This is a genomic window from Mesorhizobium sp. M4A.F.Ca.ET.020.02.1.1, from assembly GCF_004022645.1.
Lineage (GTDB): Bacteria > Pseudomonadota > Alphaproteobacteria > Rhizobiales > Rhizobiaceae > Mesorhizobium.
In genome coordinates, this window is the sequence record NZ_RZOI01000008.1 from 1 (window position 1) to 15,883 (window position 15,883).

General features: G+C 57.2%; 6 protein-coding genes and 9 pseudogenes. 8 read left to right on the forward strand and 7 right to left on the reverse strand.

Features of this window, described 5'->3' with window-relative positions; translation table 11 throughout:
• Positions 1–94, forward strand: a pseudogene (gene glnQ / locus EN742_RS38990) (glutamine ABC transporter ATP-binding protein GlnQ); the annotation flags it as partial.
• 431 nt (positions 95–525) lie between these two features.
• Here glnQ and EN742_RS38995 read toward each other — a convergent pair.
• The 6 genes and pseudogenes from EN742_RS38995 to EN742_RS37775 all read right to left on the reverse strand — a co-directional run.
• Positions 526–638, reverse strand: a pseudogene (locus EN742_RS38995) (transposase domain-containing protein); the annotation flags it as partial.
• Between the two features lie 11 nt (positions 639–649).
• Positions 650–1,358, reverse strand: a pseudogene (locus tag EN742_RS01425) (recombinase family protein); the annotation flags it as partial.
• A 545-nt stretch (positions 1,359–1,903) separates the two neighbouring features.
• Positions 1,904–2,095, reverse strand: a pseudogene (locus EN742_RS39000) (transposase); the annotation flags it as partial.
• Between the two features lie 639 nt (positions 2,096–2,734).
• Entirely contained in the window at positions 2,735–3,913 is a 1,179-nt protein-coding gene (locus tag EN742_RS01435) for a Xaa-Pro peptidase family protein (protein WP_128332296.1), read from the reverse strand.
• Between the two features lie 443 nt (positions 3,914–4,356).
• A pseudogene (locus tag EN742_RS39005) lies at positions 4,357–4,982 on the reverse strand (transposase); the annotation flags it as partial.
• Positions 4,983–5,455: 473 nt separating this feature from the next.
• Positions 5,456–5,626: a hypothetical protein gene (locus EN742_RS37775; RefSeq protein WP_189375114.1), complete on the reverse strand. Its 171-nt coding sequence runs from the start codon at positions 5,624–5,626 to the stop codon at positions 5,456–5,458.
• A gap of 1,315 nt (positions 5,627–6,941) precedes the next feature.
• Between EN742_RS37775 and EN742_RS01455 the strand changes: the two are divergent.
• The 6 genes and pseudogenes from EN742_RS01455 to EN742_RS01480 form a co-directional block, all read left to right on the forward strand.
• Positions 6,942–7,289 (forward strand): annotated as a pseudogene (locus EN742_RS01455) (TlpA disulfide reductase family protein); the annotation flags it as partial.
• Between the two features lies 1 nt (position 7,290).
• Positions 7,291–7,380: pseudogene (locus EN742_RS39010) on the forward strand (ferredoxin); the annotation flags it as partial.
• A 228-nt stretch (positions 7,381–7,608) separates the two neighbouring features.
• Positions 7,609–7,812: pseudogene (locus EN742_RS01465) on the forward strand (helix-turn-helix transcriptional regulator); the annotation flags it as partial.
• A gap of 260 nt (positions 7,813–8,072) precedes the next feature.
• A complete protein-coding gene (locus EN742_RS01470) occupies positions 8,073–9,152 on the forward strand; it encodes a uridylate kinase (protein WP_128332298.1) in 1,080 nt (359 codons plus the stop codon).
• A 398-nt stretch (positions 9,153–9,550) separates the two neighbouring features.
• Complete coding sequence (locus EN742_RS01475) at positions 9,551–10,840, forward strand: acetyl-CoA carboxylase biotin carboxylase subunit family protein (RefSeq protein ID WP_128332299.1); 1,290 nt, start codon at positions 9,551–9,553, stop codon at positions 10,838–10,840.
• Between the two features lie 2,090 nt (positions 10,841–12,930).
• Positions 12,931–13,383: an arginase family protein gene (locus EN742_RS01480; protein ID WP_128332300.1), complete on the forward strand. Its 453-nt coding sequence runs from the start codon at positions 12,931–12,933 to the stop codon at positions 13,381–13,383.
• 566 nt (positions 13,384–13,949) lie between these two features.
• Here the strand turns inward: EN742_RS01480 and EN742_RS39015 are convergent.
• A pseudogene (locus tag EN742_RS39015) lies at positions 13,950–14,137 on the reverse strand (IS481 family transposase); the annotation flags it as partial.
• A gap of 1,084 nt (positions 14,138–15,221) precedes the next feature.
• On the opposite strand from EN742_RS39015, the gene EN742_RS01500 reads away from it, so the two are divergent.
• On the forward strand, positions 15,222–15,881 hold the full coding sequence (locus tag EN742_RS01500) for a hypothetical protein (RefSeq protein ID WP_245492224.1): 660 nt from the start codon (positions 15,222–15,224) through the stop codon (positions 15,879–15,881).
• The last annotated feature ends 2 nt before the right edge of the window (positions 15,882–15,883 follow it).

A 15,883-nucleotide genomic window follows, 5' to 3' on the forward strand; every position in this document is an offset into this window, starting at 1 on the left:
TCGGATGGTCGAGGAGGGCGCGCCGCACGACTTCTTCACCAATCCGCAGCACGACAGAACGAAGCTTTTTCTGAGCCAGATCTTGTCGCATTGATGGTGCAGGCCGTTCTCACGGGATGGCCGTCACAGCTCGCCCGGTCTGCATTGAGCTTAACACCGAGATGCCTACCTGAAAGCTTTGCGGTCGTGAATGCGACTGCCGGTCGATTCGCTGGAGCCGGGTACGAACATGACTTCGGTAGCGCGGGCGCACGGGTTCGCTCGTACGGCGCAGGGCGCTGCACTCTGGCGCCGGCGCAAACTTTGACTCCGGTTTGGCAAGTCTCCCGCCTTAGCCGCGGAGGCTGGGACGGGCCGTAGTGATCGAGCTGGCTCGCTTCGAATTATGAACGATGTCGGTCGCTTTTGCAGAGAGGCGCTCACGCTGGCGATGGAGTGGGTGAGGTTGATTGGCCGACAACCGAGTTGGTCCATCCGCCTAAAGTATCCGCTGTTCTCAGGCCACGGCCTTGAGCGGCATAGTCTGTAGGCCCCAGGAAGCAGATCGTCGATCTGGCTTGTGGATGGCCGCCGACGGTCTGGGCGATCACGTCAGCGAGATAGCCGAGTGGCTCGACGCCGCTGAGTTTGCAGGTCTTCGATCAGCGACGTAGTGCATCGGAACCCAGTCGAAGGACAGCATCTTCTTGCCGTCGGAGGGTCTGGGGAAATGCACGCCATCGTCGATCATCGAGATCAGGACTTGGCGCGCAGTGCCGAGTTCGCGGAAGCGCGCGAATATCAGGGAAATGGTCTCCTGCAGTAGCATGTGCGGATCGAATCCGAGACCGTAATCGCGGTGCCAGACATAGCCGAAGGGCACGGAGATGCGCAGTTCTCCGCGCTGTGCCTTGGCGCGACCGCCTCGTACATGCGGGCACGCAGCACGCCGAGCTCGAACTCGCTGATGCTGCCCTTCATACCGAGCAGCAGGCGGTCGTTCGGTAATCCCGGATCGTAGACTCCCTCCAGATCGTGGATCGGCTTCGTCGCACAACTCGAGCAGCCGATGCCAGTCAGGCCCGTGGCGCGACCGGCGGGACGCCTCCAGGCAAAGCACGGCGCCCAGATGGCCGGTGCATAGGATCATCGAACAGGCGCTCGAATCCGGGACGCTCCACAGCTCCGCTTGCGGAGTCCCAGATCCTCGTCGATCACCTCTACTTTGCGGAACCCCCAGCGCCGCGCGAGTCGACAACCTCAAACTGCCGACGCTGGCTCTCAAGGTTGAGCTGGACCTGCGCCTGAGTGGATTGACGCACATAGACGACGGCCTTGCGCGTGAGCACGGCAGTCGGAATCAGATTGCCACTCGTCATCGCAGCTTTCCTCGTACGTTGCCACGCCGGCCGCAGCCAGCAGTACGTTGGCGAGCAGGGCGATCGCTATGGTCCGCTGCGCTGAACCAGCCCCATCAGCTTCTGCGAATCGAGCGGCAAGCTGAGTTGGCGAACGACCACGAGCGTGTCGGGGGTGGCTTGGTCCTCATGTTGCGCCACCGCGATGGTGAAACCATCCGGAGAGCCTCATCGGAAACGGCGTTCGATCAAGAGCTTGTGAAGCTCAAGCAGCGCGGCAAGTGATACGCGCGTGGAGCCCCTGTCAAGCGAAGTGAGGATTTGATGAGGATTTGTCCTCTCCTGTTACTCAATTCGGCTGACAGCCCCAGGTCTATCGCCGCGCAAGCCACGGATCGACCCTCCAGGCCGGAGCAGCAATGACATGCCCGGGCGCGACGATGAAATGAATGATCCGGGCCGTTGGCGCGCTCTTTGCTGTTCTCGTAGCGAAGCCGACGTCCGAAATACGGTGCCAACGGTGATGTACCTCGAACTCCTGCCCAACTTGGGCAGAATGACCCCGAGATCGCGATGCCACGCAGGGCTCGCTCGGCTGCATTATTGGATCGGCAGATTCGCCCATCATCGGAGAACCGGGTGAAGGATGACCAGCGGCGTAGTTGAAGTCCTTCGGTTGGCCTGGCGACGGTCCGTTGATCGCGCGCTCGATTATCGAACAGGGCATCCATGCGCTTCACGGCTTCAACCGCTGGCGGACAGCCCAATACAGAAACCGAAGAAACGTTCGGATGTGAGAGGTCGCTGCCGTGCGGGCGCCGGAGGTCGCCTATACGGACAGCAGATGCTGACAGCAGCGAGGACGTGCTCAGTCGTCGACGTCGGGGCCGGCATGGTGATCGCGGAACCTCCAGAAAGCGGCGGCCGCCCACAAGAGCGCCTTCGCGGGTCCTCGGCTCCAGGCCCCGCACCTTGCGCAAATAATCCGAAAAGGACGCCAGAAGCGGAGGATCCGCGTCAGCATCTACAATGGGGACGAAAGCAATGGACCACTCCGGAGCTACTCGCAGTACGTGTCCCGCCGACACTGCTCGAATGCCTGGAGAACCTTCGTAAACGTGCACAAAAAGCTACCGATGACATCTTGATGAAGCGGTATCAGACTACAGCGTCGCGGCAAACGGGCTAAACCGCGCAATCCGGCTCAGGTAAAATCTTGGCGGAAGCTCGCTTAGCCTTACGCATCGAAGATGAGGTATCAAAAAGGCGGGAGGTCGGTTGCGGAATATCCCTATTGAGGCACATTCGCCGTGTGTTTCTCGATTGATTCGCGACAGCCGCTGTCAGTTCAGCCAGCGGCGTTCGTGAAATTTCTAAGCTGCGAGCATTTTGCTCAGCTACTTAATGAACAGCGTGCGAGGCGTTGAGGTCAAAGGCTCGTGACCATGTTCGGTGACCACGAATGAGTGCGTGATTGCAACACTCACGTCATCCAGCCAGAGTCCGGGCATCATGTGAAAACACATTCCTGGTTGAAGTACTGTCTCGTCGCCTTTTCGCAGGCTCGCGGTGCGCTCCGCCGCGGCTGGAGGATAGCCAATTCCGGTCGGATACCCCAGCCGCCCGTCCTTCTTGAGGCCGTGGCGCGCGAGCGCTTGCGTGAATACGCTGTGGACGTCTGAGCAGGTGCAACCGGGACGCACGATATCAAGGGCCTCATTCATAGCCTCCACGGCGACATCTGCGAGCTTCTGGTAAGCAGGGGCGGGCTTTCCGAGTACGATCGTGCGAGCCAGATGAACCTGATAGCGGCGTCGGTTCCCGTGAACTTCCATATATATTGTTGTTGAAGCCGCCAGCGGCTTGTCGGACCAAGTAGGGTGCGGCGCAAGCGCGAGTGCGCCAGCTCCAAAATGTAGAACCGACGCATCATAACTGCCCCCAAACTCAGGCGTGCCTGATATCTGCTGGTGGTATATGGCGGCGGCTAGGTCGCATTCACGCATACCAGGGGCCGCAGTGTCGACCGCCCGCTTTATCATGGCATCAGCGATCTGACCGGCTTGACGCATAAGAGCAACTTCAGCCGGACTCTTAACAATGCGTATCCAATTTATAAGCAAGTCGACGTCCTCAAAAGTGGCTTGCGGGAGAGACCTAACAAGGTCGGCATGCGCGCGTGCAGAATAGTAATAGCCTCCCAATTCTACGCCGATGGTCGCACTCTCACCACCGAGTTCCTTGATGACGTTCGCCATGTACTCGTATACTGACAAGGTCGTTGAATTAACGTACTCATCTGGATAGGCTCTAATGTTGTCGTCGGCCAGATAGGTCGTCATATACGCAGAGACGCGATCCATTTTCCGGGTGATGAAGACAGGTTCTGGGTGCTTGATCGCGAGGATCACCAGCTGAGGAGTATAGAAGGAATAAGCGTCGTAGCCTGTCAAATAGTTCTGGTTAGGCGGCTCAGACACGACTAGGAGATCAATACCGCGCTTGACCATCTCTGCTTTGACAGCCGCTACTCGCGCGTCATACTCCGCACGCGCAAAAAGCAATACCTTTTCCATACTTACCCATCCTCGGCTGTGGAGTTCTTAACGCGACTTCTATGTCAGCTGACCTGACTGGCAAGGTGCCTGTTGCAAGTGATCACCCACTGGTGAATCCTTGCACCGCCGCCACGGGTTGAGATTATCGCGCTGTTTCATCCTATTTTCCTCAAATGGAGCCGACGTATGGCTTTATTGCGGCCCCAAACGGCGATTGGCGGGGAAAAAATGCGCGCTCCACCGACAGAGGCGCGCCTCACTTCCCCGTTGCGGGCGGTATCGTGAGGTAACCTGACAATCTGAGATGCCGCGACAGGGTAGTCAGCTGCTTTTGGGTGAACCGCCGCATGGATCCTATTCAGCAGCCTGATGGGATCCAGTTGGGCAGACTTTGTAACAAGCTTCGCTGCCAATGCCGCTGGCAGTGTTTAGCCGGAAGGCTATATTGTTTGCCCCCCATCGGCGCCGTCTCGCTCCTTTTGCGCCAGCTTGAAAGAGGGCTGAAAAAAGTTCACGAACAGCCGCACCGTCGAATAGAGTTGCGCAAGGGCAGCCGCAGCGGGTTCAAGCCACTCCAGCCCACGATGCCCGACAATGCGCCAGACCACGGCGCCGTTCTGCTGTTCGACGAACGCCTGATCGCTCTTGTAGTAAGATCGGGAGCGGGGGAACTCGATACTGGCATCCAGATATCCAGATACTGATCGCGTATCGCCTCGTTCAGGAACATGCTGTCATTGTCCGTTTCGAAGCCGAGAAGTTGGAGCGGCAGAAGCCGCCGTAATTCAGTCAGCTTTTCGCTCAGCAGCTTCGGCCCACGAACCAGCACGCCGGTCTCGATGAAGCCAGGCGGAGAATCCTGCCAGTCGCAGATAGCCAATCAGAGCGCTCCGCCGGAGCGCGGTGGACGCTGTGCTGCGGCGGCGCCTCAGCCCACCAGCGATGTCTCGAACCTCGCGAAGAGCGCAACCGATCGTGGCCGCGCTCATCGGCAATAACTGGGTGCGGATCTCTGCTGTTAGATGAAGATGCCGCGACGCTCCGTCGCCTCCACCAGAATCGGAAACAGCATCTTCAGACGCTTGCAATTTCCGCGAGTTGTCTTGCCTATACGTCTCACGAGCGTCTCATATTCGTCCAGCGGCGCAACAGAGCGGAAGGCGCAACAATCATCAGGTTCGCATTTCCTGCTGACACCTTTGAGGGACCCCTCGGGCGGTACTGGACGACGCCTCTGATCTGGCGGCCTTCGAAACTGACTGGCGTCGACTGCGCTCAGGTCCCGGACTGTGTGTTCTGCAGCCTTCAAGCACGAACGAGGTCGCGGCATGTGTCAGCTTGCGGGCGCGGCGTGTGGGAATTTGTCTCTGGCGACGCGATACAGTTGTGTCGCGGCATCTTTCCGTCGGCCACCTTTCAGCGCTCCCGATACGTTTTGCTGGAACGTCGCCGTCCAACCGTGAACTCATTGCCGCGCCAATAAAAAGCCTATTGGATAGGGAAAATTTGCGATCGTATGGCTCAGGACGCGGTCATGGCCCACAGCGAAAGAGAGCGCATTCAGCTCATGATTTTGCGCGAGCAGCTTTCTAAGGGGAACTCGCAGCTGGTGCTTCCGTGAAGCACGATCTTGCGGTCCCAATCGACGGGCAGACGCTTGTCGGGAAGGGCTGCCGCAGAAAGCTCTTCCTCTTGCCAAGTGGCTTCGCTGCTGCTGGTCTTGTGTAGCATCCGTGACGCCTCCGCGATTCGGCGTCACGAACAGAATCACGGAAGATTCATGCGGGGCAATGGGCGCGCGGCATTCGCGCGCGGGTTGGAAGGGTAGGCCGCCAATGATGTGGGTAATCGGAAGCCGGCGAAGGCCGCCTTGCGGGGAGGATGGCACGGTAGCGAGGCTGCGCTCTTAAGGTCGTCCTTACGAGCGCAGTTGGCAGCACAGCATGAGTCATGTGACGGTATTGACCGGGCCGGAGCGGCGGCGTGGTTGGAGTGAAGAGGATCAGTGCCGGATACGGCCGCGGCATTCGCGCCCGGGGCCACTGTGGCGGCGGTGGCGCGTCAGTACGATGTCGCGATCAGACCGATCTATAAGGGGCGCCGCACGGTCAGAGCCCGTCAGACGTGCTTTGGCGAAGTTGTCGTGGTTCCCGGTGAGGTGCTGGCGGCGTCCCCAGCGGTGATCGACCTGGAGGTCGCTGGCAAGGTTCGCCGCAGGTTTGGGGTGACCACCACAAACAGGCAAATTGCGCCTCTCGCCAGTTCGGGTTTTTCCTTCACTGACATTTAGCTTCACGGTGCAACTGCACAGGCTGCCCCTAGCGTGAATGTTCGCCGTCCATGGCCGGGAATTTTCCCGGCGAGGAGGCTTTTGATGATCCAACTTATTGCGTCCGACTGCGACGACGACTTTGCCGACGACCTACATGCAATGCACCGCCTGCGGTTACGCCTCTTCAAGGAACGGCTCGAGTGAGCCAATAGCGGTACGGGTCGATTCCTTCGGCGCGCTTCGGTGGCTATATCCGACTTCTGCCTTCGACTGGTTCGACCATGTACGCCGACTGGACGTTCGCGGTCTCCCGCGCGCCCGTGTCCGCCGCGGTCTCTCGTGGCCGCGCGCTCATGAATGCGGGCACATAGATCTAATTTTGAGAACTCAGTCCGCGCCGCAGGGCGCCGAAGTGCTGCTGCCCGACGAGTCGAGGCCATCTGACCGCAGGTAAGACAGCCAAGCTGTTCTGTCTGCATGCGTCTGACGTAGGAGTGATGCCTGTCCAAAACCTTACAGCGGCATGAAACATGTCAGATTCAAAACAACCGGCCCTCTGGCCTGTGAGGTTTTTCGAAGCCCAATCAGGCACTTACTGCGTACTTAGCGTGCTGGCACGGCCGTTGCTGATTGAGATGCGGCAAGACTCGTCGGGCTGACCGCATGAGAACACGCAAGACGAATGATCGTCTGCTGATCCGTGTGTTCCGCTGCTGAGAGAACGAGCAGCTCGCGCATACACGCCAGGAAAGGTGTGGGAATTTGGAGAACAACATGGTGTTGCGTATTGAGTCCGCGGCTCCCCCAATCAAGGTGGACGCCTGGCTGCGTGGCGAGCCCCTTACAAACTTTCAGTCCGGCAAGGTGTATCTTGTTGAATTTTGGGCCACCGGGTGCGGCCCCTGTGTGGCGGCAATCCCGCATCTGATGGAACTGCTGGAGAAATATCAAGACAGCGGATTTGAGGTCGTCGGGGTCGCAGCTAGCGAAGAGGGCCCAACCGCGCAGGAGGCGCGGACCAGGTTGGATGCTTGGCTGACCGAAATGTTCCAGAATCCGACTTATCGAATCGCGTTCGATTACACAGGCAAAATGAACAGACTATGGATGCAGGCGAGTTCGAGACGACTTCGACGGCGAACTCAATCGCGTGGTCATGGTCGTGCATCATGCCGGCCGCTGCTGCATCGGCTACGGAGTCTGCGGCCGCGTCTGGGGAGGACTGCTGTATCACAAGCTCGAAACCTGGCAATCGGAGCTTCCGACCAGTTTTCCTCGGTCCCCTCGACAGATATGCGAACGGCGGCCAAGGAGGTATTTGCGGTCGAGTTCGACCGATTTCTCGAACAGGCTCATGGTGTTGCTCAACCCAAGAAGTTGTTGGACCTGGTATGTGCTTTTGCCCTGAATTGTGCCTGTCCGTGGATTGCATATGGGTAGCGCTGAGAAACCACCCGGCCTTTCGGTAAGAGAAAAGGAATGTATCTCATGGGTAGCGCGAGGAAAATCGTCATGGGAGATAGGGCAGATTATGAATATATCCGAAAACACTGTCAATTTTCATATAAAAAATGCAATGCGCAAATTTAACGTGTCTAGTAGAACGGTCGCTGCTATAATAGCGATCAATATCGGAATAATATAATTGTAGACTCTGTTATACGACCAGAAAATAACTGTGAATTATTTATGGCGCTTAGGGGCCCTTCGAGTGGCATCCTCAGTGCGGTGGCTGAACTATTCGGACTAGGTCGGAAGTGATTTCGGGGAGGGGTACACGTTAAGGCGACAGACGTCTCACTGCTTTAAAGAAAGTGGCTCCAACTTGCTACAAGCGGGGGCCGCGGCGCTTACGCGTCTCCCATCTGACAGCCTGCAAATTGCCAACCACGTAATTGGTGGAACATGAGCGCAACAGTTCTGAAATTCGGGGGGTCCTCTTTTCTTCATCCTGAAGACTACGGTCGAGTTGCTGGGCACGTAGCCGACCGACTGGCGGCTGGCGAAAACAAAATCGTTGCAGTGGTTAGCGCGATGTCGGGAACAACTGGCGACCTGAAAGCAGTCGTGCTCGACGTCAACAAGCAAGCATCACCATCGAACCTTGATGCGGCACTTGCAACCGGAGAGATGCTAAGTGCCTGCCTTTTGGAGGCCGCCATCAGCCGGCTGAGTGTACCGGTCATATCTTTGAACGGCTATTCCATTGGAATACGTACAAATTCGGACTTCGGTCGCGCGTCAATAAGAAGCGTAGACTCTACGCCAATCACGGCAGCATTGCAGAAGCATGACGTTGTCGTTGCCGCGGGCGCCCAGGCAATTGATCACTCCGGCAGGTTAACGTTTCTCGGCAGAAACAGCTCTGACTTAACAGCTATCGCAATTGCATCCATGCTGGGAGAGCCCGCTTGTGAAATCTACTCGGATGTTCCGGGCGTCTATACGGCAGACCCTTATCTTGTCCCAGGAGCACAACTGATTCCGAAGATTGGCTATCGGGCGATCCTGCAGATGTCGCGACATGGTGCAAAGGTTCTGCACCACAGGGCAGTGTATTGCGCCGAAAAGCACAAGGTCACCATTGTTTGCAAATCGCTGACCAGCGACGGAGCCATCACCGGTACGATCGTAACTGGCCATGGGGACGCCCGTTCTGTGACCGTAGCTCGTGACATCCCAGTGTTTTCGTGTGCCAACTTTGAAGAAAGCGACAACCTTTGTGCGCTTCTTGCCCGACACGACATCAACGCAATCCGCGTGGAGGATAGCCGTGGGATAGTCATATGCATACTAAGCGATATCGATTTTGCCGTGCGACTTGTCGCACTGAAGGACCCTCGCTCCATTTTCATTGGATCTAAAAACGTCGTGACGGAACTCGATTGTTCGGTGTTGCGCGTCCACTTGGTCGACGATTATGGCCGCGCCATTTCTCTGGCACGCCAAATTCACGAACAAATGTATCCCGTGCTCACAAAATAGTTCGGCTTCTGTCGCACTACATTAGGCCAATCCGCTAAGCGTTTTTGCTGGCTGATTGAAGATCAGAGGGTTCTTTCGATTTCTGGAATGCCTCGCTCGGCCCTCTTCTCTTCCAGATGATCAGGCTTACATCGTAGCCAGCTACCACGAGCGCAAAGCACGATCATTGACCGAGCAACCGGGGTTTCTTGACACCTCAGAAATTGTTTCACGGGCTGCGTACTACGCCCGCCCGGCAAACCAAACCGTCGAAACAGATCCGTCAAATAACTTTACAGAATCTTTGCGACCACAGACCGCTAACAATGGTACTTCTAACACAGCCTCTGAGGTCAGGTAGGATAAAAGCTGATTTTCGCTCAGGCCGCCGTACAACACGTAAACGAGGATCAATGCCAATGGGAAGAAGAGCACTCATCATGATTGAAGGCCATAGACGTAACGGTCTACTATTCGTTCAAGCAGCCAAGCGTCTTGGTCTCCATCCAATTACCCTGTCGGTTGATCCAACTCAATACGACTATCTTGCGGCGGATGGCATTGAGACAATCCATGTCGACACGGGCAATGTCGACGCGCTAATCTGCGAATGCACCCGGCTACGTGCGACCTATGACATTGCCGGCATTACTGGCTTTGCGGACTTTGACGAATCGGTCAATGCGACAGTTGGCAAGTTATGCCGGCATTTCAATTTGCCTGGACCGAACCCTGGATCCATCGAACATTGCTGCGACAAGTTCGCTCAACGAAAGATCATCGCGGATGCCGGCGTTCCAATACCTGCTTTTCGCGTGGCAGCGACTACGAGGGGCGTACAAGACGCTGCCGCGGAGATCGGTCTGCCGGTGGTTCTTAAGCCAACCGCAGGCAACGGCAGTAGCGGCGTCCGATTGTGCCGCAACGTTGATGAGTTAGCTGAACACACGACCGATTTGTTGCGCGGCAAGCACATCGGGTCGTCTTCGCCGGAAATACTGGTCGAAGAGTTCGCGCAAGGTCCCCACTATAGTGTCGAGGTAATGGGAAACGATGTGATTGCAATTGGCGCTGCTGAGTTCGGCCCCCCACCGCATTTCGTCTGTCGTGAGTACACCTATCCGGCTCCGCTGACTCATGAGGAGAATCAGCGTATCGTTGATCTTTCACTGAGCTGTTTGCGAGCTCTCGACCTCGGTTGGGGGGCAATGAACATTGATCTCCGGTGGACCAAACGGGGCCCAGTCGTCATTGAAGTTAATCCGCGTCTTGCGGGCAGTCCTATTCCTCAACTGGTTCAGCTGGCCTACGGTGTCGATCTAATCACCGAGCACATCAAGCTTGTCATCGCCGGTGAATGGAATCTACGCAGAAGGCATTCGCACAACGCGGCCGCGCGGATTCTTGTTTCTGATCGCGACGGCACCCTCGATTGGATAGGCGGTGGCAGTCAAGCGGCTGCCGTACCAGGTGTCGTCGAGGTGAAATTGTATGTTCAACCCAAGACGCCGATCGTCAGGAAAGGCGATTACCGAGATAAGATCGGACATGTCATCGCTGCTTCGCCCAGCCGTGCTCGGACCCAGGCGGCACTTCAGCGTGCCGTCGACTTAATTCGGTGGTCGATCACATCATTTCCGACCATTGGCAAACAGGAACTCAGCGGCCCCTCACCCCGCTGCTGCACCAGCGCAGGTGAACCCCAGTGATAGGTGACGCTAGATTAGCAGCGCCTCTCGCTCCGAGCGGCCCCTCAGCGGTGCAGCTTCTCGACCTCCAGCTGAGGCCACCTGAGCACGTCCCGCAACGGATTGCCTCATACGCCCGGTCCGCTATGACAGGTCAGATCTCAGCGACCATTGCGAAAGTTCTATAGGAACGACGGACGTGGAAAAGCAGATGACCCAGGGCGATTGGCAATCTTTCCGAATCTGCCTTTCGCCTTCTCATGCTCGAGCGCATTCACCAGTTTGCAAAGAGCGGACGCGTCTGAGGTGATGCTCGATTGCCTGCACACCATGACGGTGGCGACCTGAGTCTATCCTGTTCCGGGTGCCATCGCTGCCAGTGTCGACAAGGCGAAGAACGTCTTTCGAACTTCCGCCGTGTTGCCAAAAGCATCGTAGCGCTCGCCTCGTCAACCGCATCAAGGCAATCCTCGCTCGCTTCGGGATTCGCACCTTCAAACCGAATCTGCGCAAAGCTGCCGAGAAACCGGAGGCTCTGCATACGGCTGTATGCCCCTGCCAGAACGAAGCCGAGCCGAGTTGCGTCGCGACTCGGACGGCTTCACCTGTTGCGTGAACGGACATGCCCGTAAACGAGATTCTCCGATGATCGCGGCTTTGGAGTGCAAGCTGCGGGTGCATTCTTGGCGACCTGTCATGACCGGCGAGATCCCGGAGGGAGTAGCCCTGCGTCCGGCATAAAGCCTGGAGGAACCTTCAACAGGACGAGTATTGACGTTTGGCAGTTGCAACAGCGTCCGCCGATAACGATCCCAGGTGGTGGTGATCCCGGTGGCTCACATGGCTGACGACGCCGCGCTGTAGAATGGGCCCACCGCCCGGAGCTTCGCCGCCGATGCGTATGGCTGCATCCTGGTTTTTGAGCCGCGAAGATCAACGCATAAACGCATACAAGCTTACGGCGCGTCTACGGCGCCTGATAGCGAGCTCCCCTCGGCTTGTAAGTTGTAGACCTCTACGAACAGGCACCTGCCGGCTCATGTAACGCTGCCGCCTGCTCGTGACCGTCAAGGGCAAGTCGCTTCGCGATGCCAAAGGCCCACCCTTGACCGTCACTGCGTGCGGCGCCCCAACGAACCCCCAAAGCAGGAACAAATGGGCGCTACGGCTGAACAAGGAGACGGAACGACTGAAAGATCACGTTGACAAAGATCACCCCATACAAGCGAGCAGGCTTGTTAGCCCGCTCGATCAGGTTAGATCGAGACACGCCCAGAACCCTGGCGACGATACTCATTGCACACCGTCCACTGGATCGCTCCACGACCAGCAACGGCGACGGCCGTTTTTTTGGGCGGGCGAGCTCAAGGCTTCCCTAAGGATCTCGGCTTCCGTGGTCGGCATGCGTTCGACTTCGCGCACACGCTTCTCCCAGGCGGAACTGGCGGATGATAGCGCTTGATCGCACGAGCGCCGATCCGCGTCTTCTCCTGAAGCTTGAATGACGGCTGGAACAGATGCCGTAAAGCCGCACCACAGCATAAAGCTGACCAAGGGCGGCTGTCGCCTCCGCGCCGACAACCCGACCATACCCACCAGACGATGCACGATGGCGCCATTCTTAGTTATTCTTTCGATAGGCGCGAGAGCGCCTCACTGCCAATCCCTCACTTCGGCACGAACTCGTTCATAAAGGCGCTGTCGTTGTCGAACCAACCAGGGGAAGGGAAAGCACGAGCGGGCCTGCTTGATCGCCACCATCACATGCCGCTGTCCCGCGTGCGGACCGGAATCGGTCAACACCGTCGTGCACAAAGCTGCCGGACGAAAGATGTGCCGGAATTGCCCACGAAATCGACCTCGACATAACCGGGCGGCGGATCATTCCAGTCCCCGAAGGGGCGCACCGGCACTGATCGGCGAACCACCGACTCATTTCTGCTCCGCGGCGCTGGCCGCGAGCCACAACACGTACCTCGCCCAAAAGCAACCCATCGTCGCCGGCTCATTGTCAGCAGCTTGCCGCCGAGCGCGGCATCGAGCTCTAGCCCGCCAAGGCTTGGACTGTCGACACTCAGTGGAATGAATAGACACGCGTTCCCGCATCGCTTATCGGTATACCTTACAGTGAGCACTACTCTGGCAAGCCGCGGCCAAACGAAACGGCCTTGGCACCCGAAGCGATCCGTAGGCACTGTCGCAATTTTAGTGAAGGTGCACTCCATTGGGATTTCGACATCGGCGGAACACTTCATTCGTTCCTGCCCAATGGTGGTAGAGATTGCGGCAACTTCAATCAGGATTATCTGCCATTTGACGAATACTTCGCAGCGGCGGTTCGGGTGGTAAAACGCCAACTCGAAACATCGACATTTAGTGGTATTTTTGGAGGAGATCACGGTGTAACCATTCCGGTGGTTCACGCGTTAGAGGTGGTAGGCAGGCCAGTGCACTTGGTTCAAATTGATGCCCATGTCGACTGGCGAGATGAGTGCGTGGATCGAAGCGTGGATATTCTAGCCCAATGCGCCGCGCAACGGAACTCCCTTGGATCAGCGGCATAACCCAAATCGGTATTCGAGGAACTGGTAGTGCGCGTGCGGAAGAGGTGAAGGTGGCTCAGGAATGGGGTGCGCGGATCATAACCGCGAGGGAAGTTCACGAAGAAGGACTTTCGCCAATTCATCGACATCTTGAAGGGAAAGGGCCATTCTATCTGACCATCGATGCAGACGGATTGACCCATCTATCATGCCTGCAGTCCTAGGTCCAACGCCTGGTGGTCTTCGCGTTGAACAGGTGCTACCCATCATCAGGTCACTCGCCAAAGAAGGCCTTGTTGGGATGGACTTAGTTGAAGTTGCTCCCAGCATCGATTTGTCAAACGCAATTACCAGTATTACCGCAGGGCGCTTGATGGTGAACGCTATGGTGGCGGGGCTTCAATCCCAAAACAGATAGGCGGCAGACAGGCGAATTCTTGCCAGGAAAAATCGACGTCTTCAACCGGAGCACCATGTTTTCGGTCGATTGCCCGAGTGCGGCACGCATGAGCGCTACGGCATGTCTGACCGGCGTGCTCGACCGCTCGACGAATTACCGCCACTGAACTGGGCGCCCTGCTGACTAGCAAGAAAGCGAATTTGCTCGTGCGATCCATGGCCACATGGAGGCACCGCACTCGGCGTCCATATCGAAGTAGCCGATCGGGTAGGTCTCGAACTTCTTCTTGGCCTACTTGTCGCCTTCAACATCGGGCAGCCGGTCAATGACGCGACGCTGCAGGCAGCGATGCAATGATGGCCACGACAATTGCGGTTGCCGAACGGCGTGGTCGACACGTAGCTCACGTTCGTCATGTCGCCCATGCCGAATCCCTGTAACATTTTAGGAGCACGGCCTTAGGCCATGCAACTGCGCTGTCAATCGACGCTCCCGCAAAACTAGTCTGATCGCATCAAGCCATCGGCTCGGAGTCACAGGTGTGAAAGGCACCGCAATGGTGTCGTTCGACGATAAAGCATTTAACGCATCGAAAGAGGTTCGATGCGCAAAGCCACAGGCTGCCGCCGCCGTCTGGTCACCGTGCGGCCGTGACCGAAGCGCGGCGTGCCCTGCTGGTGCGCCTCCCCGCTGGCAGGGCGATGCTCTCAACATGCTGGATGAGAAAGGCTGCAGCGCATCCATGATCAAAGGCTTGAGAAGGAGAATGACCGTATTTCCAAATGGCACATCAAGCTTCCCCACCGTCGCTAACGGTACTGCTGCTGCGCATCTGGTCTCCCGCAGGACGCCGTCGAATCAAGCAGTCGATCCGAGCCACCTGCATAGCGCCGCCGACGTGTGTCGGAAACCATAATGAGAAAGAGTTCAGTGGCAATTGCAGTTGGCGGCGCTGAGGTGCAAGCTTACTGACCTGAGCAGTTGGTTGGGAGAGTACACTCTCACCTGTTGGTTTTCCGCGCACGGATTTTGACGACCGCCTCCATAAGGTGCCGTGTGCTAAAGCGAGACGATCTCTTACTTTTGAGGCGGTACTGACCTTCGCTCCGCGGGCACTATTGTATAATAAACAGGATGATCGCGCCGGGGCGCCTTACGAACAATGCATGACTGCAAACCGCCATCCACCGCGATTAACCGATGGCTGAGGCCTTATCCATCGGTTGAAAAACGTTATGGCCACCTGCTCCTTGAGGAAAGGGCCGACAGGGACCAAAATCTCGCTGCCGAGCTCGTTCCGTATTTTTGAGTCAGCTCATCGTGACGCTCGCGAACATTTTGCCGCGCAAATCGGGATAGATCTTCATCCGGATGCCGATGAAAACGACGACGATGGTGTGGCGCTGCTACTGTGTCCCGGCTGTCTACCGCCGGCCGCTCGACGAGGTCTGGCGAGGTCATGGCGGGACTTGTCGCTGAGCATTACAAGTTTGTTGGCGAGCACAAATGGTCGAGCCCGATCTTTCTCTTTCGATACCATGCCGACGTTGAAAAGTACCTGTTCGATCTTGCTCGTGACTCGGCTCGCGTTCGGGCAGTCTTTGGGCGTTTCGGCTCCGATTTCCTCGGTGTCTCACTCAGCGGCGACGGCGCCGTTGCTCGATTGATCGTGGGGGAGGCAAAATGGCGGGAAACGCTCAACGCAAGCACCGTAGACAACCTGATGCTCGGTGAATGGAAGAGAAACCGAAAAACGGGAGAGAGAGTAAGGAAGGGAGGCGTATGGTTCGAAATCAATCGCGATCTCGACGTTCCCCATGGGGTGCGCCAACTTCAACGATTACTCTTTGAGTGCGATCGGGACGGTCATGCGGCCGCGATCGTCTCCCTCGATAGGGCGCTCGCGTTGCGCAATCCGGTAGCTATACCGCGAACGAACCTCATTCTGATCGCCGGCGACGGCGCGGCGACGAGAGAGCCGCAAACGGCTTTGATCGGATGGGAGGAAATACCCGCAGAGTATACGTCAGCCAATTACCTGCAAGTGGTCGAGCTGATCCTCGATGAGGGCGTTGCATTGGTCGATGAGATCTATGACCTCCTGTGGGCGGAGGATTGATC

What these genes read in the sequence shown, in the direction of transcription:
- EN742_RS01435 (WP_128332296.1), bottom strand. Translation starts at nt 3,913, where the DNA reads ATGGAAAAGGTATTGCTTTTTGCGCGTGCGGAGTATGACGCGCGAGTA.
- EN742_RS37775 (WP_189375114.1), bottom strand. Translation starts at nt 5,626, where the DNA reads ATGCTACACAAGACCAGCAGCAGCGAAGCCACTTGGCAAGAGGAAGAG.
- EN742_RS01470 (WP_128332298.1), top strand. Translation starts at nt 8,073, where the DNA reads ATGAGCGCAACAGTTCTGAAATTCGGGGGGTCCTCTTTTCTTCATCCT.
- EN742_RS01475 (WP_128332299.1), top strand. Translation starts at nt 9,551, where the DNA reads ATGGGAAGAAGAGCACTCATCATGATTGAAGGCCATAGACGTAACGGT.
- EN742_RS01500 (WP_245492224.1), top strand. Translation starts at nt 15,222, where the DNA reads ATGGCGGGACTTGTCGCTGAGCATTACAAGTTTGTTGGCGAGCACAAA.